The 18,586-nt window shown below is 65.0% G+C and carries 17 protein-coding genes; 6 read left to right on the forward strand and 11 right to left on the reverse strand.

Annotated elements, in window-relative coordinates:
* Positions 1 to 9: 9 nt before the first annotated feature.
* Positions 10 to 1,119, reverse strand: a complete 1,110-nt coding sequence (locus AB6730_RS01770) for a calcium:proton antiporter (RefSeq protein WP_371021950.1) — start codon at positions 1,117 to 1,119, stop codon at positions 10 to 12.
* Between the two features lie 76 nt (positions 1,120 to 1,195).
* Positions 1,196 to 1,954 (reverse strand): hypothetical protein, encoded by a 759-nt coding sequence (locus AB6730_RS01775; RefSeq protein ID WP_371021951.1) that lies wholly within the window; start codon positions 1,952 to 1,954, stop codon positions 1,196 to 1,198.
* Between the two features lie 227 nt (positions 1,955 to 2,181).
* On the opposite strand from AB6730_RS01775, the gene AB6730_RS01780 reads away from it, so the two are divergent.
* Positions 2,182 to 3,600 carry a cytochrome ubiquinol oxidase subunit I gene (locus AB6730_RS01780; protein WP_371021952.1) on the forward strand — a complete coding sequence of 473 codons (1,419 nt, stop codon included), beginning with the start codon at positions 2,182 to 2,184 and terminating at the stop codon, positions 3,598 to 3,600.
* Positions 3,601 to 3,605: 5 nt separating this feature from the next.
* Positions 3,606 to 4,613: a cytochrome d ubiquinol oxidase subunit II gene (gene cydB / locus AB6730_RS01785; RefSeq protein WP_371021953.1), complete on the forward strand. Its 1,008-nt coding sequence runs from the start codon at positions 3,606 to 3,608 to the stop codon at positions 4,611 to 4,613.
* 400 nt (positions 4,614 to 5,013) lie between these two features.
* On the opposite strand, the gene AB6730_RS01790 is transcribed toward cydB, so the two are convergent.
* The 3 genes from AB6730_RS01790 to AB6730_RS01800 form a co-directional block, all read right to left on the reverse strand.
* Entirely contained in the window at positions 5,014 to 5,793 is a 780-nt protein-coding gene (locus tag AB6730_RS01790; RefSeq protein ID WP_371021954.1) for a YkgJ family cysteine cluster protein, read from the reverse strand.
* 35 nt (positions 5,794 to 5,828) lie between these two features.
* Complete coding sequence (locus AB6730_RS01795; RefSeq protein WP_371021955.1) at positions 5,829 to 6,479, reverse strand: hypothetical protein; 651 nt, start codon at positions 6,477 to 6,479, stop codon at positions 5,829 to 5,831.
* A gap of 228 nt (positions 6,480 to 6,707) precedes the next feature.
* Positions 6,708 to 7,943, reverse strand: a complete 1,236-nt coding sequence (locus AB6730_RS01800) for an MFS transporter (protein WP_371021956.1) — start codon at positions 7,941 to 7,943, stop codon at positions 6,708 to 6,710.
* Positions 7,944 to 8,038: 95 nt separating this feature from the next.
* Here AB6730_RS01800 and AB6730_RS01805 point away from each other — a divergent pair, with 95 nt between their 5' ends.
* Positions 8,039 to 9,001: an AraC family transcriptional regulator gene (locus tag AB6730_RS01805; RefSeq protein WP_371021957.1), complete on the forward strand. Its 963-nt coding sequence runs from the start codon at positions 8,039 to 8,041 to the stop codon at positions 8,999 to 9,001.
* Positions 9,002 to 9,141: 140 nt separating this feature from the next.
* Positions 9,142 to 9,597, forward strand: coding sequence for a hypothetical protein (locus tag AB6730_RS01810; RefSeq protein WP_371021958.1), 456 nt, complete (start codon positions 9,142 to 9,144; stop codon positions 9,595 to 9,597).
* Positions 9,598 to 9,657: 60 nt separating this feature from the next.
* Here AB6730_RS01810 and AB6730_RS01815 read toward each other — a convergent pair whose 3' ends face one another.
* On the reverse strand, positions 9,658 to 10,446 hold the full coding sequence (locus tag AB6730_RS01815; protein WP_371021959.1) for an NAD(P)H-dependent oxidoreductase: 789 nt from the start codon (positions 10,444 to 10,446) through the stop codon (positions 9,658 to 9,660).
* Positions 10,447 to 10,531: 85 nt separating this feature from the next.
* On the opposite strand from AB6730_RS01815, the gene AB6730_RS01820 reads away from it, so the two are divergent.
* Together AB6730_RS01820 and AB6730_RS01825 are read left to right on the forward strand one after the other, a co-directional pair.
* Positions 10,532 to 11,425, forward strand: a complete 894-nt coding sequence (locus AB6730_RS01820; protein WP_371021960.1) for a LysR family transcriptional regulator — start codon at positions 10,532 to 10,534, stop codon at positions 11,423 to 11,425.
* Positions 11,426 to 11,526: 101 nt separating this feature from the next.
* Positions 11,527 to 12,651 carry a hypothetical protein gene (locus AB6730_RS01825; RefSeq protein WP_371021961.1) on the forward strand — a complete coding sequence of 375 codons (1,125 nt, stop codon included), beginning with the start codon at positions 11,527 to 11,529 and terminating at the stop codon, positions 12,649 to 12,651.
* A 153-nt stretch (positions 12,652 to 12,804) separates the two neighbouring features.
* Here AB6730_RS01825 and AB6730_RS01830 read toward each other — a convergent pair whose 3' ends face one another.
* From AB6730_RS01830 to AB6730_RS01850, 5 genes are all read right to left on the reverse strand, one after another.
* Positions 12,805 to 13,806: a hypothetical protein gene (locus AB6730_RS01830; protein WP_371021962.1), complete on the reverse strand. Its 1,002-nt coding sequence runs from the start codon at positions 13,804 to 13,806 to the stop codon at positions 12,805 to 12,807.
* A 70-nt stretch (positions 13,807 to 13,876) separates the two neighbouring features.
* On the reverse strand, positions 13,877 to 14,947 hold the full coding sequence (locus AB6730_RS01835) for a lipocalin-like domain-containing protein (protein ID WP_371021963.1): 1,071 nt from the start codon (positions 14,945 to 14,947) through the stop codon (positions 13,877 to 13,879).
* Positions 14,947 to 17,370, reverse strand: a complete 2,424-nt coding sequence (locus AB6730_RS01840; protein WP_371021964.1) for an FtsX-like permease family protein — start codon at positions 17,368 to 17,370, stop codon at positions 14,947 to 14,949. The genes AB6730_RS01835 and AB6730_RS01840 overlap by 1 nt, the downstream gene beginning before the upstream one ends.
* A gap of 79 nt (positions 17,371 to 17,449) precedes the next feature.
* Positions 17,450 to 18,112, reverse strand: coding sequence for an ABC transporter ATP-binding protein (locus AB6730_RS01845; protein ID WP_371021965.1), 663 nt, complete (start codon positions 18,110 to 18,112; stop codon positions 17,450 to 17,452).
* Positions 18,113 to 18,301: 189 nt separating this feature from the next.
* On the reverse strand, positions 18,302 to 18,586 hold a 285-nt coding region (locus tag AB6730_RS01850; protein WP_371021966.1), incomplete at its 5' end, for a hypothetical protein.

Genomic DNA, 18,586 nt, shown 5'->3' on the forward strand with positions numbered 1-18,586 from the left:
TTTTCCCGTTCATGGCGCAAAGGCGAAGAAGATGAAGCATGCGAACAGCATGAGGTGAACGGCGCCCTGGAGCAAGTGCGTACGCCGGCTGGAAAACGTGACCATGCACAGGAACAGCGTCAACACGAAGAGCACCAGGTCCGTATGGCGCAGGCCGAGCATCACCGGATGGTCGGTCAAGCCACCGATGATGAGGATCGCGGGAATGGTGAGCCCGATCGTGGATAGCACCGAGCCCATGAAGACGTTCACCGCTCGCTGCAATTCGTTGCGATTGGCCGCGCGTATGGCGCCCATGCCTTCGGGCATCGCCACGAGTATCGCCATCGCGAGGCCACCGAGGGCGGCGGGCGCACCCAGCGTTTCCACCACGTAATCGACGGGCACCGCCAGCCTGTCGACCAGGAAGACGACCGGGAGCATGTACGCGACGAGCAGCAAGGCGGATATCAGCGGTCCATGGGAAGGCGTCCGCGTCGTCGGTGCCTCGACACGCGAGGGCATGCCGTCCGGAACGAAATAGCCTTTCAATCGCCGCGTCTGCAGGAACAGGAAAGTGGCGTAGAGCAACAGCGCGAAGATCGCGAGGAACAACTGGTGGGAGAACCTCAGCGGCGAGTCGGCGGCATCCCGGGTGAAGCTCGGCAACACCATGCTGAGGACGCCGAGTGGAATGATCAGGCCGAGGTAGGCATTCGCGCCTTGCAGGTTGTACGACTGTTCGCTGTGTCTCAGGCCACCTAGGAGCAGCGACAGCCCCACCATGCCGTTCAACACGATCATCGTGACGGAGAACAACGTGTCGCGGGCGAGGGTCGGGTTGTTCGCCCCGTGGAGCATCACCGCCGACACGCTCATCACTTCGATGGACGTGACCGCCAGCGTGAGGATCAGCGTGCCGCGCGGCTCGCCAAGGTGATGCGCAAGATGCTCGGCATGGCGGACGACGGCGACCGCCGAACCCAGGACGACGAGGAACAGCCAGGCGAAAACCACGACCAGCCAACCCATCGATTCCAGTCCGGTGAGCAACACCTCCGGAACGGCGAGGAACACGAGGCACGTGACCAGGCTCACTGCAAGGAACCATTCGGTACGGAACAGGGATCGCCTGCCCATGTCTGCTCCCGAAGCGTAGAGAGGGATGCCGGGCGAAATCCTAGCATCCGAAGCCATGGGACATGGACCGCCCGGGCTAGTTCCGTGTCTCGGCAGGCCGTTGGGGTACCAGCCAGATACACAAGGCCATGAACGCCAGCAACACCGCCGTCGCGCTGTAGCGGCTCAATGCCAGCCCGCCATCGTCGAGCGGCTTGTCGAGGAAATCGCCGAGCGCGGCGCCGAGCGGCCGCGTGAGCACGAAGGCCATCCAGAACAGCAAGGTACGCGACACGCGGGTCATGGAATACACCACGGCGATCGCGGCAAGGAGGCCACCGAAGATCATCGCGCTGCCGAAGTAGCCGAGGCCGGCGTCATCCGCCGTCCAGTCTCCCAGCGCCGTGCCGAGTGTTTGCGAGAACATGATGGTGACCCAGTAGAACCACTCCGCCCGCGGCGTCACGATGTGATGTATCGACACCGAGCCGATCGCCCGGTACCAGACCGCCAGCGACGCCAGCACCAGCGCGAGGAGCAGCGTGCTTCCGCCGGCATAGCCGATACCCAGGGAACGGTCGGCGAAATCGGCCATCGTGGTGCCGACGGTCGTGGTGGCGACGATCGTCAGCCAGTAGAGCCAGGGATGGAAACGCGTCGCACGAACCTGCGCCACCACCGCAACGATGAAGATCGCCAGGAAGAGGCCGCTGGCCACCAGATAACCCAGGCCCAGCGACATCGAAACGGCGTCGCCACCCGTCTCGCCGAGCGTGGTGGCGGCGACCTTCAGTATCCAGAAGACGATGGTGACCTGCGGTACCTTGCCGGTGGTGATCGAGGCGGGAGTGCGCATCCTTTGGCCCTCGCTTGGGGAGCGGTCGAGTCTAGGCGGCGCTCCTTAGAAGGACCTTTCCGTGATCGGATGGCAGGTCGATCGAAGGTGGAAACGCCCCTGTCGCGGCAAGACGCTGCAATTCAGCCGGGCCACCCGTCCTGCGACAATCCTTCACGTGCCAAAACGTCGCGCCGGCGTACCCTGCGCGCGCCACGGCCTAGACTGGATGCCAGACGGAGATTCCCATGCACGTATCCGACACGGCGCTCCTATTGGCCCGCTGGCAGTTCGCCTTCACGGTGTCCTTCCACATCATCTTCCCGGCCATCAGCATCGGGCTGGCGAGCTATCTCGCCGTGCTCGAAGGCCTGTGGCTGAAGACCGGCAAGGTGGTCTACAAGGAATTGTTCTTCTTCTGGTCGAAGGTGTTCGCCGTCGGCTTCGCCATGGGCGTGGTCTCCGGCGTCGTCATGAGCTACCAGTTCGGCACCAACTGGTCGGGCTTCTCGGCGGTTGCCGGTGCGGTCACCGGCCCACTGCTCGCCTTCGAGGTGATGACGGCCTTCTTCCTCGAAGCGGGCTTCCTCGGCATCATGCTTTTCGGGTGGACGAAGGTGGGCCCCAAGGCCCACTTCTTCGCCACGCTGATGGTCGCGGTGGGCACGCTGATATCGACCTTCTGGATTCTCTCCTCGAACAGCTGGATGCAGACGCCGCAGGGCTTCGAACTGGTCGACGGCAAGGTCGTTCCCACGGACTGGCTCAAGATCGTCTTCAACCCGTCCTTTCCCTATCGCCTCGTGCACATGGCGCTGGCCGCCTTCATCGTCGCCGCCGTGATCGTCGGCGCATGCGGCGCGTGGCACCTCCTTCGCGGACGAAAGGACGACGCCATCCGCAAGTCGTTCTCGATGGCCCTGTGGATGCTGCTGGTCGTGGTACCGATCCAGGTAGCCGTGGGCGATGCGCACGGGCTCAACACGCGCGAGCACCAGCCAGCCAAGATCGCCGCCATCGAGGGGCTGTGGGAAACCGAGAAAGGCGGCACGTCGCTCAACCTCGTCGGCTGGCCCGACATGGAAGCCGAGACCACCCACTATGCCGTCAAGGTGCCGCACCTGGGCAGCGTGATCCTGACGCATACCTGGGATGGCGAGATCCAGGGCCTGAAGTCGTTCCCGCCCGAAGACCGCCCGAATTCGACCATCGTCTTCTGGAGCTTCCGCATCATGGTCGGCATGGGGCTGCTGATGCTCCTGCTCGCCGTGTGCGGACTCGCCTTGCGGCGCCATGGCCGCCTGTACGACGCGCGGTGGTTCCAGCGCTTCGCCCTGTTCATGGCACCCTCGGGCCTGATCGCACTGCTGGCCGGATGGGTGACCACCGAGGCCGGCCGCCAGCCTTGGGTGGTCTACGGCGTGTTGCGTACGCGCGACGCCGTCTCGTCCATCACCGTGGACCAGGTCGGCACCTCGCTGATGATCTTCGTGATGGTGTACTTCCTCGTCTTCGGCACCGGCATCTACTACATGCTCAAGCTGATGGCGAAGGGACCGCACCTGCCCCACGACGAAGCCGATGCCGAAGCCAGCGACACCGGCCGTGGCAGGGAGCGATTCGACCATCGCCCGCTGTCGCGCCCCACCGACTCCATCGACGAGTAACCGCCATGCATATCGACTTGCCAGTCATCTGGGCGGCCATCATCGCGTTCGGCGTGTTCATGTACGTCATGCTGGATGGCTTCGACCTCGGCATCGGCCTGATCTTTCCCTTCTTCGACCGCGAGGGCGAACGCCAGGTGATGCTCAACACCGTGGCGCCGGTATGGGACGGCAACGAGACATGGATGGTGCTAGGCGGGGCCTGCCTGTACGCCGTGTTTCCCCTCGCCTATTCCATCCTGCTGCCGGCGACCTACCTGCCCATCATCGCCATGCTTTGCGGATTGATCTTCCGTGGCGTCGCTTTCGAAATCCGTGCGAAGGCACGGCGCACGCAGCACCTGTGGGACCTGGCCTTCATCGTCGGCTCCGGCGTGGCCACGTTCGCCCAGGGCGTGATCCTCGGCACCTTGTTGCAAGGCGTGGAAGTGCGCGACGGCAAGTTCGCCGGCGGACCCTTCGACTGGTTCTCGCCGTTCAACCTGTTCAGCGGCATCGGCCTGCTGGTGACCTATGCGACGCTGGGCTGCGGCTGGTTGTTGATGAAGACCGAAGGCGAACTGCAGCGCCGCATGGCGGTGTTGATGCGCCCGTTGACGCTCGCGCTCGGCGCGACGGTCGGTATCGTGAGCATCTGGACGATCGCCGGGCAGGATTCCGTGGCGAAGCGCTGGTTCGCGCTGCCCGACCTGTTCTTCTTCCTGCCGGTACCCATCCTGGTGATCGCCTGCCTCATTGGCATCCTGGTCTGCGTGCGCCGCGGCGCCGACCGCGCGCCTTTCCTGCTGACCATGGCGATCCTGTTCCTCGGCTACACCGGGCTGATCATCAGCATCTTCCCGAACATCATCCCGCCGTCGGTCGACATCTGGACGGCTTCGGCGCCGCGGTCGAGCCAGGTGTTCACCCTGGTCGGCGCCGCCATCGTCATCCCGATCATCCTCGCCTACACCACCCTGGCCTACTGGGTCTTCCGCGGCAAGGTGAGAGCCGACGACGAGGGTTACCACTGATGCCCACCCGCAGCCGATGGCGCCAGGCGGCGTGGTTTGCCCTGCTCTACGCGGGCGGTGTCCTCGCTGTTACGCTCGTTGCCCTCTTTTTTCGGCTGCTGATTCCTCGGTGAGCGCGCGCGGCTCGGCTTTGCCATCGCGTTTTGCTTGCCTTGAGGCAGGGGAGTCGTCGGGTGCCGTTCTCGTTCGCTAAGTCCTCGTCCGGCCTTCGCCTCCCTGCGGAATCGCTCAGAGAACGGCACCCGACGCCTCCCCTCCCAACGGTGCGGCGGGTCGTCGGAGAGCTTCGGAGAGCTTCTTCCCCGCGACGATCTCTTGTGGGAGCCGCTTCAGCGGCGATGGGTGCTTGCGACGACGGTGACCAGGCCAAGCCGTGCGTTTCCGAACGAACGCGCAGTCGCTATTCCGAATCACCCACCACGAAACCCATGTAACTGATCCCCTCCGACCCGACCTCAGAGGCCCCTAACGACACCGTCCCCGCCGACCGCAAGAGCTCGAGCGTCGCCTTGCGGTTACTCACGATGGACCAGCCGGCGTTCGTGTCACCGACGGCACTGTCCGCATCGAGCGCCGACTCCAGCGCCGCCAACAAGCGGCCCCGCTCTGGCGCATGCACGACCACACCTTCGTTCGAAAGCCCGCCCATCGCGATACCCAGCATGGCGCAAACGCGCGCCTTGACCCGCGCATCGCGCGCGTCGGCCTCGCGCATTCCCACGACCGCCTGGGCCACCTCGGGGTCGCTCCACTCGCCGTCGTCGTTCTGCAAGATTCCCTCGGCTTGCCAGGCCTCGGGTGGGCACAGTTTCCCTGCACGATCGACCTGGAAGAACGGGTTCACTTCCGCCGGATACACACGGCACGCTCGTGGGCGGCGCTCGTAAATGCCGCAGCGCAGGTCGGGTTGGAGGTTCGGACATGGGCCTTCGAACGTCGCCATGAAGGAGACGATCACACGTAACGGCAACTGGCCGCTCGTCGCGGAAAACGAGCGACGGTGCTTGTACCAGGCGGGGAGATTGTCGACGGCGGGATCTTCCGGCCAGGGAATCGCCTCGCAGAACATCTGCACGTCACCGCCACCGCGAAGCCAGGCGATGGCTTCGTCGACACCCACGGGCAGACGAAGGCCGTTGCAGCAACGGCCGCACATGGTGCAGGAGAAGTGGATGGTCATGACGGTTCGCGCGGGATGCAAAACGCGAGTATGTCTCAGAACGCCAGGTTCAGGCCCATGTTGATCCAGCGGTCGGCTTGCTGGCCGAGGGCACGGCCCAGCACGAGATCGATGCTGTTGTCGCCGAAAGGTAACCGGACGCCCGCCTGCAAGGTCCGTCCCTCACTCGCCGTGTCCAGCACCTCGGCAAGCAAGGTGGCGCTGGCCGACGCGGCGAACTCGATGCCGCCTCCGAGGATGCGCCGCGTCGGTTCGCCTCGCTGATGCGTGGCACCGAGGTTCACGTTGAACAGCCAACGCCCTGCCTCGTCCAGTTGGACGGTGGAGGCCGCATAGGCGATGGACCCGCGCACACGCCCGCCTTGCGCGGTCACACCGGCATCGAGTGCCGTCGATACACGCGATCCATTGAACACTTGCCACTTCGCGCCGGGCGCCACGCTTCCCGCCCCCGAGTGAACACCGCCGGTGAGTTGCGCGGAGAACTCCACGGCGCCCCAGGAGCATGCGGGCACGGTGGTCGCGGTTCGGGCCGTGGTACGGAACTGCAACCAGCTTTCGAGCTGGCAATGCGATGCGGGGGTGATGGCCGCGTCGTCGACGAGATAGCTGCCTCCCGAGGCGAAGCTCGGCAGGCTGATGATCGCCGACCCCATGGCCAGCAGGAAAAGAAAGAACCGGGACATGCTGCACCTCGGCAACCGGAGCCTTGCTTGCCGGTCGCGCTGGAGGGCTATCGTGTGGAAAACGACAGCCGGAGGGTTATTCACCGCACCCGGATGTCGTCGGAGACGGTGCTACGTATGGGAAACGAACCGACCAGGGTCGTCTTTCATGGGTATGCCCGTCTTTGGGGAAGTGGTGCGCATTGTCCCCGGCTATATCACCCAGGGTCAACCGCCGGGTCGCGCCGATCAGGCCTCGTCGACCTCGCCGATGAAATCCCTGTTGTCGTCGTACGCGGGCGAGACCGGATGAAGCTTCGTGGCGATCGCCGCCGCGGCGACCAGCAGGACGATCCCGCTCCCGACGAATACACCCTTCGCTCCGGTGGCATCGAACACCACGCCACCCACCGCGGCACCGAGCGTGATGGCCAATTGGACGGCGGCGACGATCAGGCCACCGCCACTCTCGGCCTCGTCGGGCACGGTGCGCGTGATCCACGTCGTCCACGCGACCGGCACGGCGCCGAACGCCATGCCCCATAGCGCCACGAGGATGGCATCGGCCACGGGCGCGCGGCCAAGCACGACGAGCGCGAGGGCCATGCCGCCCATCGCCAACGGCATGAGCAGCAGGGTCATGCGCAGGTTTCGTTCGAGCACGAAGCCCGCCAGCGACGTGCCAATGAAGTTGGCCACGCCGAAACCGAGCAACATCCCGGACAAGCCATTGACGCCGACACCGGTGACCACTTCGAGGAAGGGCCGCAGGTAGGTGAAGAAAGCGAAGTGGCCGGTGAACACCAGTACCACCGCGATCATGCCCATGCGCATCGCCGGCCGCTTCATCACCTCCACCAGCGTTCCCATGCGCGCCGATCCGGTCGGCGCCATGCGCGGCAGGGTGAACAGCTGCCAGATGAAGGCGAATACGCCGATCGCGGTGGCGATGAGGAAGACGTTGCGCCAGCCGATCAGCTGGCCGAAGTAGCTACCCAGCGGTGCCGCCGCCACGGTGGCGACCGAGACACCACTGAAGATGATCGACAGCGCGCGGGGCACCATCGCTTCCGGCACCAGCCGCATCGCCGTGGCGGCGGACATCGTCCAGAAACCACCGATGGCGATCCCGAGCAGCACGCGGCCCGACAACACCACGGTGAGGTTCGGCGCGAACGCGACCAGCAGGTTCGACCCGACCAACAACACGGAGAAAGCCAGCAGCACCCAACGCCGGTCGATGTTGCGCGTCACCACGGCGATGACCAGGCTCGTCACCAGGGCCACCACCGCGGTGGCGGTCACGGTCTGCCCGGCCATCCCCTCGGTCACGCCGAGCGTGGCCGCCATGGGCGTAAGCAGGCTGGCGGGCAGGAACTCGGCGGTGATGAGGCCGAAGACGCCCAGCGTCATGGCGAAGACCGCGCCCCAGGCGGGTTGGATCTCTTCAGGTGCCGCGACGGCGGCTTCCACACAGGTATTCATGTCGCTTCCGTCATTAAGGAAAGCGGCAGGTTAAGCCTCAGGCGCCGGACGGTATATGATGCTGAATCCTCGATACTTGATCCTGCGTCCGTCCCATGGCCACACTCGCCCCGACCCGCGATCCCGATCCCGCCAGCGAACTGCTGCTCGGCATGCGCCTGAATGGCGTGCAGTACCGGCGAATCGAAGTCGCCCGCCCGTTCGGCATCGCCTTCCACGCGGCGCCGGGGCGGGCCCAGTTCCACTTCGTCGGCCGCGGACCCGTGCTGCTCCGGACAAGTGACGGCACGCTGTACCCGCTCTCGAAGGGCGATGCGGTGCTCATGCCACAGGGCAGTTCCCACACACTGCTTTCCTCGTCCGACGTGGCTTGCCGCGACATCGCCAGTTTCGACACCACGCCCCTGTGCGACACCGTGAACGACATCCACCCTGACTGCCCCGTCGCCACCCGCGAGGATGGTGCGCTGGTCTTCAGCGGTTGCATGGAATTCGAGTTGGGCGGCATGCAGCCACTGGTCGCCGCCATGCCTGAAGTGATGCAGGTGGGCACCTTGCTGGAGAAGTATCCAGAACTGCCGCCGATTCTCGATGCGATGGAACGCGAGTCCTGTGCGAAGCGGGCGGGCTTCGCCGGCATCCTCGCCCGTCTTGCCGACGTCGTCTCGGCGATCATCGTGCGCGGTTGGGTCGAATGCGGTTGCGGTGACGCCACCGGCTGGGTGCAGGCCTTGCGCGATCCGCGCCTCGGCAAGGCGATCGTCGCCTTGCATCGCGATCCAGGGAGGAACTGGACCGTCGCCGAGCTCGCCGCGGAAATGGGCAGTTCACGCTCGGTGTTCGCCGAACGTTTCCTGGAGGCCACGGGCATGACACCGCTGCGCTACCTCACCGAACTGCGCATGCGGCTGGCCGCACAGTGGATAGGACGCGAACGTGAGCCGATCGAGTCCGTCGCGTTCCGGCTGGGCTACGGGTCGCTCGCGGCGTTCAGCCGTGCGTTCAAGCGCGTGACGGGTCGCCCGCCGGGCGCCGTGCGTGGCGCCGGCGGCCTTTAAAAAGGTTCACGGAAGTCCGGGAAGCGCGGTAGGCAGAGCCATTACGTGTCAGCCTCCCACCCCTACAACCGACGACCTATTGAAGCGCCCTCCCCTTGGGATGAAACTCGTGGCGCACACCCAACATCAAGGAGCTTCTCATGCGCACATGGAATAGTGCCCTCGCGTCGTGTTTTCTTCTGGCGGTGCCGGTGGCCGCGGCGCAGGCCGGCCAACAGGACGCCTGTCCCAGTCCGGCGAATATCACGATAAAGGCAGGTACCGCTTGCGAAGGGTACGAAGGCTGCGAATACGACATCACCTCGGCGGCCGGAAACCGGTGGACCGGCAGCGATCCCTCTGAAACAGGCAAAGACGGCAAGGCGCCGGTTCGATTCTTGAGCGCGGTCGCCCGCAAGGCTCCCGATGGCTCTACGCAAGTATTTTGCGACTACGGGTTTGACGATGACAAAGGCGAACTCCGGAAGACCGGCGGGTTTCGCCTGAGCCTGGAACCCCCGGCGAAAATCACGTTGACCGACAAATGGAAAACTGTTTCAGCGCAGGAAAGCCCATGTGAGAGCAAAGAAGCCTCGCAGTGCGCATTCGTAAAGTAAGCAACCGGGAATGACAGCCAACGAGGGGCGGCGCCGCCTCGTGGCTGTCGCGTTTGACGGTCAAGCCGCGTTATGGATGACGTGCGCGGCGAAACCCGACTTTCCGGGCGAGGTCTCGTCCTTCAACGTGAGGTCGGGAATGACATAAGCACCGCCATTTTGCGGCAGGAAAGGAATCGGCGGCGTCTCCCACAGGCTGTCGAGCCGTTCACCCAAAGCGTCGCACGTTGCCTTGAAGCGCTCCTCGTCAACCTTGCTCGTCCGGTAGACGACGAACGGTGGCACGACGTCGAAGCCGGGGAAATACAGGATGCCGTGCTGGATGGGAAACAGTACGTCGTCCATCGGCCCGTTGATGCCGCGCGCGCTGTAATGCGATTCCCACCCACCCGTGGTGACGATGAGCATGGCCCGCTTTCCGGACAGGTTGCCCTCGCCGTAACGGTTGCCCCAGCGCTGGTCCGAATGCTCGCCGACGCCGTACGCGAAGCCGTTCGCATACACGCGGTCCACCCATCCTTTCAGGATCGCCGGCATCGAGAACCACCACAGGGGAAATTGCAGGATGAGCGTATCCGCCCACAAGAGCTTTTCCTGCTCGGCGGCTATGTCGGCGCTTTGATGTCCATTCGCGAAGGCGCGTGCCGAGGCACGTGAGGGATCGAAGCGTTCGTCTTCGTTCCACTCGGTGCTATCGGCTGCATCCAACGCCGGCTTCCAGCCCATTGCGTACAAATCGGACACCCGCACCTCGTGTCCCGCATCGGTGAGTCGCTTGACGACAAAATCCCTTATCGAACCGTTGAGCGACCTGGGTTCAGGGTGGGCATAGACGAGAAGGACTTTCATGACGAGCTCCAAAGATCGGTATAGCACCATGATGGGTGCGCGTCAGGTATAGTCAAAATGAATTTATCCAATGACAGCTATAGTCATGACTAATCTTCGCCGGATCGACCTCAACCTGCTGGTGACGCTGGATGTCCTCCTTTCCGAGCACAACGTCACCCGCGCGGCCGAGCGCCTGCACCTTTCGCAGCCTTCGGTCAGCGTGCACCTGGCAAAGCTCAGGGACATTTTCGGGGATCCCCTCCTGCTTCCCGGCCCTCGGGGCATGCTGCCTACCGCACGTGCGGAGGCGTTGCGCGGGCCGTTGAAGGAAGCGCTTCACGAGCTCGAGCGCGCGGTCGCACCCACCGCGCCATTCGACCCGGCCCTGGCGGACCAGACCTGGCGCGTGTCCGCGGCGGACTATGGCGAATCGACGGTGCTCATTCCCGCGATGCGAGGCCTGCGCGCCGCGGCACCCGGCACACGCCTGGCCGTGCTCGACATCCCGCCCGACCGGGTCGCCCGCATGGCCGAACGCGGCGATATCGACCTGGCCATCCGCACGAAGGACATGGCACCGCCGGAACTTCATCAGCGCGCATTGTTCACGGAGCGCTACGTGCTTGCCGGTCGCCTGGGGCATCCCGCCTTGAAGCGGCGGCCCACCCTGTCCCAGTTCGGCAAGCTGGAACACGCCATCGTTTCACCCGATGGCGGCGGCTTCCACGGCATCACCGATGAAACGCTGGCCAAACAGGGACTGAGCCGGCGCGTGGTGCTCTCCGTACCCCATTTCCTCTTCCTCCTGTCGGTACTGGCGACCACCGACATCGTCGCGATGGCGCCGGAGCGCCTGGTCAGGCACGCCCCGGGGCTACGGGTGGTCGAGCCACCCGTGGACGTGCCCGGTTTCGAGATGGTGATGCTCTGGCATGAACGTGTCCATCGCGATCCGTCGCATGTGTGGCTTCGCGAGCATATCGCGGCTTCCGTCTGACAGGGGCACGTGGCACGTGGCGTGGCACGTGTAACGAGTCGAACGTCGGGATTTCACAATCGTCTGCCTACACTACCGGCATCCCGATCGAGGCTCTTGCCATGGCCGCCGCCCATCCCGTCGTTACATCCGGTGAATTGACCGTCCTGCGATTGGTCGACATCGCCTATAGCATCGACCTGGTGCAGGCGGAGCGCCTGTGGACGGCCCATGCGAATACCGCGTTCAACCGTTCCTATCTTTCGAGCACGCCACCCAAGGCCGTGGCCTTCGGCGTCGCTCCACTATGGCTTTCGCTCGGGGAGGTCCATGTCCCCCTGGCGGATGGGCCGGTGCGGGCCGCGGTCTCGGTCCGCTTGTACGACTTCGGCGTGGCGACGCTCTCGCTTCGCGCACCATGCACGGACCGGTCCTGGCCCGATTACGTCAAGGACGTCGCCACCATCGACGCTCAGTTCGGCCCGTCCGCGCGGACCTCGTTCTGGGACGATCTCCTCGCCCGTGTGCACGAGGTGATTCGTCCCGCCCTGGACCGTCCCGCCGAAGGCGAACGGCTGGACGAGGATTACCTCATCGCGACCGTCCAGGCGTTCGACGAACCCATGGACGCGGAGACCCTGAAGGAGCGCCTCGACCTGACGGAAGTGCTTTCGGGAGAGACGCGCCCGCTTTCCAGGGCTTCCCGAAAGGAGCTCCTGTCACGAAACTTTTCCTATTACGCCGACGACCTCGTCGTCCTGAACTGGGATCGCGCCTTCGTCTACGAACCGCGAAGCGATTCGGATGTCGCCGATGTCATCGAGGTGGCCAATGCCCAGCTGGTCGAGCTGCGCTACTACGACATCCTTCTCGACAACGAGCTTCCGCGCATGTACGACCAGGTGGAGAACGCGCGAACCGCCGCGTCCCTTTTCGCTTCGCGCCGTTTCGCCCACCTGGCACGACGGCTCTATACCCTCGTCGCCGAGGTCACCGAATTGACCGAACGCGTCGACAACGCATTGCAGGTGACCGAGGACGTCTACCTCGCGCGTGTCTACAGCACGGCACTGTCCTTGTTCCGCGTGCCCGCCCTGAGCGCTTCGGTCGACCGCAAGCTCGCCATCGTCCGGGACACCTATGCGGCGCTCTACGACGAAGCATCCAGCCGGCGCGCCGAGTTGCTCGAGATCGCCATCGTCGTGCTCATCATCGTGGAAATCGGCATTTCGCTACTGCACGCTTGAAGGTCGAGGAAGGGGGAGTCGTCGGATATTGTTCTCTTCGCTAAGTCCTCGTCCGGCCTACGCCTCCCTGCGGAATCGCTCTGAGAACAACATCCGACGACTCCCCTCCGAACGACGTGGTGAATTGGTCGGCGAGCAGGGTGAGGGTGCTTCCTAGGGAGCTGTTGAAGCTCCCTTGGCAAGATAACCACTCGATGCGACGAAATCCTCAACGGCTTGCGTACTGGAAAAATCCAGTTCGATCATCTGCCGGATCGCGGCCCGCTTGTCCGGTGTCTTCCGGTAATACGCCTCGCAGATCGCATAACCCACGTAATAGCCAAGGTCGCGGACGCCGAAGGCATTGTGGGTATCGTTGTATAGCCACCCGCTCGTGTCCTCGCCGTTCATGTCCTTGACGAACGCCGCCTTGATGGCGTCCGCGTTCCTGGGACCATAGCCGACATAGGGAAGCGGCGGCTTCCGGCCCGTGACCTTTTCGGCGACGAAATCCGCCACACCCTCATAAACCGCCTGACCCAGCAAATTCCGGGCGGTGCCGTGCTCCTGCGTGTGCACGAACTCATGGACTGTCAGCAGCACCATGTTGTCGAACGGCCTGCTATGGAAATAGCCGGTCAGCCATGCCTGCATCTTCGGCGTCATTTCGCCGATATCCACCGTCTCGTCGCCCGTGGCGAGTTCGGCGCCGATAAGCACCTTGTCTCCCTGGGTCGTGCCGCCCGACTTCAAGGCGCCGATGGCCAGATAGACCGACGCCGGCCGCAACTCCGGATAAAGCGCCTTCAATTTCACGAGTTCCGGCTGCAATGCCGCGATGGCCGATTGCGCGCGCAGCGTATGCGGACGGATGGAGGCCCAGTAACGCGGATAAGCCCGGATCGCGTCCACATAGGACTGGACCGTGTAACCCTTCGCTTCCATGAAAGCCCGCAACCCGGTGGTACCCTTGTCGATGTACAGGCGCTGCACGATGTCCTGCTGCTCCAACGGGTCGCTCACGCGGGTGGCTGCATCGTAGGCCTGCCAGAAGTGGGTGATATCGATGGACGATATCGTCGGGGACGGCGGTTTTTCCGCGGCGGATGCGGAAAGGACGAACAGCAGCGCCGCCAGTAACGCGGCGGCCTTCGAAACGCACCGTCTGATTCGCATGGGGTTCCCTTGATCCGGCTGGCCATGACGTGGCCAAGTCCGAAGGGGATGCCGGTCCGGTGCGTTTGGTTTAAAGGCTGACCTTGCCGCCGTACCCGACCAGCTCGAGGTAGCCCCTTCCTCCCTCCACCTCCACGGCGCCCTCCCAATAGACCGGCCCACCGGTGCGCCGCGTATCCAACTCCTGGTCGTCCATCAAGGGGCGGAGCTCGAAACGCTTCGTACCGGCCGGGGTAGTGACCGACACCGTGGTCTCGACCGGATAGTCCGCACCCGTGCGTGGCGAACGCCAACGGCGGCGAGTTGCGAATGCCACGTCCCCGGGGCCGAGAATGGTGAGCGCACCGTCCGCCGCGCGCACGCTGCCGCCCGCCCAGACCGGATGACCTTGTGCATCGCGCACGCGGAATACCGTCACGGCGCTTCCATCGTCCATGTTCAGGCCCGCCCAATCCCAGCCCACCGAGCGCGGATTGAGCAGGCTCGACGACCACTCGCGGTCGAGCCACGCTTCACCGCGGATCGCTTCGGTATGCGCGCCGCGCGTCAAGCGTCCCGTGACGGCCAGGTGCGGCATGCTGAAATACGCGCTCGCCTCGCCCTGCCCGGGGCCCTTGCGGCTATAGCCACGGTCGCCTTGCAGCAGGGCTGCCTGGGTGGGATTCAATTGCAAGTCCAGGGCGAAGCCGGTCGTACCGGCACGGGCGGTGAAGCTGCCATCCTTGTTACGCACGAGACGCCAGTCGTCGAGCACGACATCGGTGTCCCCCGTCGCCGCTTCCGCCAACCCGAAACCTTCGCGCGCAAGCCGCTGCCCATGTTCGAGATGTCCCACCTTGGGATCTGCAAGCGCAACGTGCCCCACGATGACCTGCCTGGCCGCGAAGCGGCTCGGATTGCCATCGTCGAAGGGAAGGCGCGAACGGAAGAACGTCAGCTGGAAACCAACGGGGCCGCCCTTCGTTTGCAGCCATCCGGTGACGTACCACCACTCGGTCTTGAAACCGGGATGCGCACCGTGGTCGCGCGGCAACACAACCGGGGCATCCACGGGCACCGGTGCGTAGGTGACGCGATCGTCGGCCCATCCACACGCCGCGAACCCCAGCAACGACAGCACGACAAGACGAAGCAAGCGCATCACCAATCCTCCCGCACCGCGCGCACGGCATCGGCGGAAAGGACGCTCCGCCCCACGACCAGGGCCGTGCCGGACGTCGCCACCGCCAGCCCGGCGATGACCCAGCCAAGCAGGGGCCATGGCAACAAGGTATCCATCGTCCAGTGGAACGATTGCGGATTCACGACGTGGATCAATACCTGGCTCATGGCCACGCCGAGCGCGACACCGGCGACGCCACCCACCAGTCCCAGCAGCGCCCCCTCGATGAGCAACATGCGCACCAGATCGCCGCGCAACGCGCCCACATGACGCAGCATGCCGAACTCCCGTATGCGCGAAAGCACCTGCGCACCGATGGTCGCCGCGACGCCCGCCAGACCCACGCAAACAGCGATACCTTCGAGCAGATAGGTGATGAGGAAACTGCGATCGAAGGCTTGCAGCGCCTGCCGGCGGATATCCTGCGGACGGCTCACGGTGACACCGGGGCCGCCGGGGCCGACGGCTGACCGCAGTGCCGCACCGACCGCATCGATGTTGGCGCCGGGACCGAGAAGGACCGATACGCCCGTGCGCCTGCGGTCGCCGGTGAGGCGGGTATAGGTGCCCTCATCCATGACGATCGCACCATGCTGGCGGGCGTAGTCGCGCCACACGCCGGCCACGGTGGCTTGCGGCGAAGCCGGTAACGGCAACGTCAGCGTGTCGCCCGGCTTCCAGTGGTAGATCCGCGACGCGGGTTCGGAAACCCACACCGGGATCGCGCCGGCAGGAACGGTTACCTGAGACCCCATCAACGCGAGGTGGCCCCCGGGGCCGGTCAAGGTGCGCGCAAGAAGCGTAACGGCAGGACGCCGCGCATCGAACTGAAGCGGCGTCTCTTTAAGCACCCCCAACCACGCCACACCCGGTACCCTGCGCATGCGTTCCAGCGTCGCGGCGTCGAACCCTCCACTTCCGCCATCGGCGAGCAAATAGACATCCGCCTGCAACACGTCGCCCAACCACCGCTCCACCGAACCACGAAAACTGGTGACCATCACCGCCATCGCCACGGTCAACGCGGTGGACGCCACGATACCCGCCAACGCGACGGATGCCTGCGACGGAGCGCCCCAAAGACGTGCGGTGGCGAGCCGGAACGGGACGTTGCGAAGGGGCACATGCCGCAACGGGGAAACGAGCGCACGGGCGAGCCAGGGCATGAGCATCACGCCACCGGCCAGCAACAGCGCCATCGCCACGTAGCCGAACAACGCGATCCCAGCCACCGAAGGCAGCAGCGACGCCAGGAGCGCTCCCGCCAGGCATGCGACCGCTCGCCATGGACGCGCACGAACGCGTGGATCGACGGCGTCGCCAACGTTCTTGATCGCCAGGGCCGGGAGGATGCGCGAGGCCGCCAGGGCGGGAACCATGCTGCCGAGTACCGCCGCGCCGATGCCGAGCAACCCGAAGATCGCCGCCGCCCAGGGCGCGAAGACGAGTTGCGGCGCATTGCCGTGGAAATAACCGCCACCAAGGTCGCCACCCAACAGGTTCAGCGCGAGCGACGCCAGGCCAAGCCCGAGCACGACCCCACTGCCCGCTCCGATCACACCCAGCACCATGGCCTCGGTCAGCACCTGTCCCAACACCTTCTTGCGCCGCATTCCCAGGACGCGCAGCAACGCGAACTGCGCGCGCCGCCTCGCCACCGACAGTGATTGCGCGGAGTAAACGAGAAAGCCACCGGTCAGCAGCGCGATGAGCGCCAACATGTCGAGGTTCACCCGATAGGCGGCCGAAAGTCCGTCGTTACGCGCCGCTTCGCTGGCGATATCCGCCACGATGGCGTCGGGTGGCAATACCGCGCGGATCGCGCGCATGGCCCCGGCGACGCCGACGCCGGGCGCGAGCTGGATGTCCATGCGCTGGAGACGGCCGAGCATGCCGAATCGCCACTGGGCGGCGGCGATATCCATCGTCGCCACGTTCCGGCTTTCGCTCGAAGGAAGGCTACCGGCGATGCGAACCTGGATCGCGTGACCGTTCGCACTGAGCGTAATCGCATCGCCTGCCTTGCGCCCCGCCGCCGAAAGCGCCGCCGTTGATAGATAGACCGAACGGCCCGATAGGAAATCGGCGAATCCTTCCGTCGCGCCGTTGGAGACACCCTGCCCCATTCCGCCGGCGCGCAAGACGTCGACGCCTTCCAGCGAAACCGGGGTCTTGCCGTCCACGAGCGCGGAAAGGGCAACGACAGGAGAGACGTCCAGACCCGGCAGGCGTGCGACCTGTGGATAGACCCTCTCATCGAAACCGAACGCATTGGCCGAACGCACCTTGAGATCCGCCGACCCGCTCACCGCATGCACGGCCTTGTCGAACTCCCCCAGTGCCGATGCGTTGACCAGGTGCACGGCAAACCCTAGTGCGACGCCCAGCGCGATCGCGAACACCGCGGCAACCGCCCTCCCCGGGTACGCGCGCCACTCGCTCCATAGGAGCCAGCGGCTAGCGACAGACAAGGACGCCCCCCTAGCCACGTTCGACGAGCCCCGTCGGTGAAAGCACGAGTGTCCGGTCGGCGGCGGAAGCCGCCACCGCCGAATGGGTCACCAACAAGACGGCGGCGCCGGCATCGCGCACCTGGTCGACGAACAAGGCGAGCGTGCGCGCCGCCGTGTCGGGATCGAGGTTGCCGGTGGGCTCATCGGCCAGGATGAGGCCGGGCCGGTGGACGAGCGCGCGGGCCACGGCGACACGCTGGAGTTCGCCGCCCGAAAGCTCTCGTGGATAGGCGTCGCCACGCCCGCCAAGACCCACGGAAGCGAGCATCGCCTCCGCCGCGACGAGCGACGCATGCGCGTCATGCCCCTGCAACGCGAGGGGCAGCGCCACGTTGTGGGCGAGGTCGAGATGCGGCAGGACATGAAACGCCTGAAACACGAAGCCGATCCGGTCACGCCGGAGCCGGGTACGGCCATCGTCGTCGAGGCCGGCGATATCGATTCCATCGATACGCACGCTCCCCGCATCCGGCGAATCCAGCCCGGCAACCAGGTTCAACAACGTGGACTTTCCCGCACCGGACTCCCCCGTCACGGCGACGAATTCCCCGCGGGCCAACGACAAATCGAGCCCCTCGAAGAGCGTCCGCCCACCGGGCACGGTCTTCACCAATCCAGTGACGTCAAGCATGCCGCCATCCCGGGTAAAGACACAGTTTACCCCCGTGCGACCGCCCAGCTTTTCTCTAAGGTGGGAGCCGACCCTGTCGGCGAAGGGTGCTAGCGAAAACCCACCACATCACACAACGCCGATGGCGTACCCGACACATGGTTCGTTCGTACACAGCTTTCCCGGGAAAAGTGGCAGTTCTGGGTTCGCTTAGCGCGACATCGCCTGGCTAAGCTGCATGTTCTGCTCCCGGAACGACTCGAGCATCTGCGACTGCTGCTGATCGAATTGCTGGATCTGCCCGATCGCCTGTTCCGGCTGCGGCGGCGGCACGCTGAGGTCCACCTGGGCCGGACTCGTCAATGGCCCTTTGCCGAGCATCGTCAATGTCAGAGTCTCCTCGTTCAGATGAACGGCGGAGAGATTGTCGGCGGTGATCTGGTTCGTGTGACATGCGGCCGTGAACTGCAGCAAGCGATCTTCCGATGCCTCGGG

This window comes from Luteibacter sp. RCC_6_2 (assembly GCF_041360655.1).
GTDB lineage: Bacteria > Pseudomonadota > Gammaproteobacteria > Xanthomonadales > Rhodanobacteraceae > Luteibacter.

Excerpts from the sequence above, each read along its gene's own strand:
- AB6730_RS01770 (WP_371021950.1), bottom strand. The coding sequence starts at position 1,119 with ATGGGCAGGCGATCCCTGTTCCGTACCGAATGGTTCCTTGCAGTGAGC.
- AB6730_RS01775 (WP_371021951.1), bottom strand. The coding sequence starts at position 1,954 with ATGCGCACTCCCGCCTCGATCACCACCGGCAAGGTACCGCAGGTCACC.
- AB6730_RS01780 (WP_371021952.1), top strand. The coding sequence starts at position 2,182 with ATGCACGTATCCGACACGGCGCTCCTATTGGCCCGCTGGCAGTTCGCC.
- cydB (WP_371021953.1), top strand. The coding sequence starts at position 3,606 with ATGCATATCGACTTGCCAGTCATCTGGGCGGCCATCATCGCGTTCGGC.
- AB6730_RS01790 (WP_371021954.1), bottom strand. The coding sequence starts at position 5,793 with ATGACCATCCACTTCTCCTGCACCATGTGCGGCCGTTGCTGCAACGGC.
- AB6730_RS01795 (WP_371021955.1), bottom strand. The coding sequence starts at position 6,479 with ATGTCCCGGTTCTTTCTTTTCCTGCTGGCCATGGGGTCGGCGATCATC.
- AB6730_RS01800 (WP_371021956.1), bottom strand. The coding sequence starts at position 7,943 with ATGAATACCTGTGTGGAAGCCGCCGTCGCGGCACCTGAAGAGATCCAA.
- AB6730_RS01805 (WP_371021957.1), top strand. The coding sequence starts at position 8,039 with ATGGCCACACTCGCCCCGACCCGCGATCCCGATCCCGCCAGCGAACTG.
- AB6730_RS01810 (WP_371021958.1), top strand. The coding sequence starts at position 9,142 with ATGCGCACATGGAATAGTGCCCTCGCGTCGTGTTTTCTTCTGGCGGTG.
- AB6730_RS01815 (WP_371021959.1), bottom strand. The coding sequence starts at position 10,446 with ATGAAAGTCCTTCTCGTCTATGCCCACCCTGAACCCAGGTCGCTCAAC.
- AB6730_RS01820 (WP_371021960.1), top strand. The coding sequence starts at position 10,532 with ATGACTAATCTTCGCCGGATCGACCTCAACCTGCTGGTGACGCTGGAT.
- AB6730_RS01825 (WP_371021961.1), top strand. The coding sequence starts at position 11,527 with ATGGCCGCCGCCCATCCCGTCGTTACATCCGGTGAATTGACCGTCCTG.
- AB6730_RS01830 (WP_371021962.1), bottom strand. The coding sequence starts at position 13,806 with ATGCGAATCAGACGGTGCGTTTCGAAGGCCGCCGCGTTACTGGCGGCG.
- AB6730_RS01835 (WP_371021963.1), bottom strand. The coding sequence starts at position 14,947 with ATGCGCTTGCTTCGTCTTGTCGTGCTGTCGTTGCTGGGGTTCGCGGCG.
- AB6730_RS01845 (WP_371021965.1), bottom strand. The coding sequence starts at position 18,112 with ATGCTTGACGTCACTGGATTGGTGAAGACCGTGCCCGGTGGGCGGACG.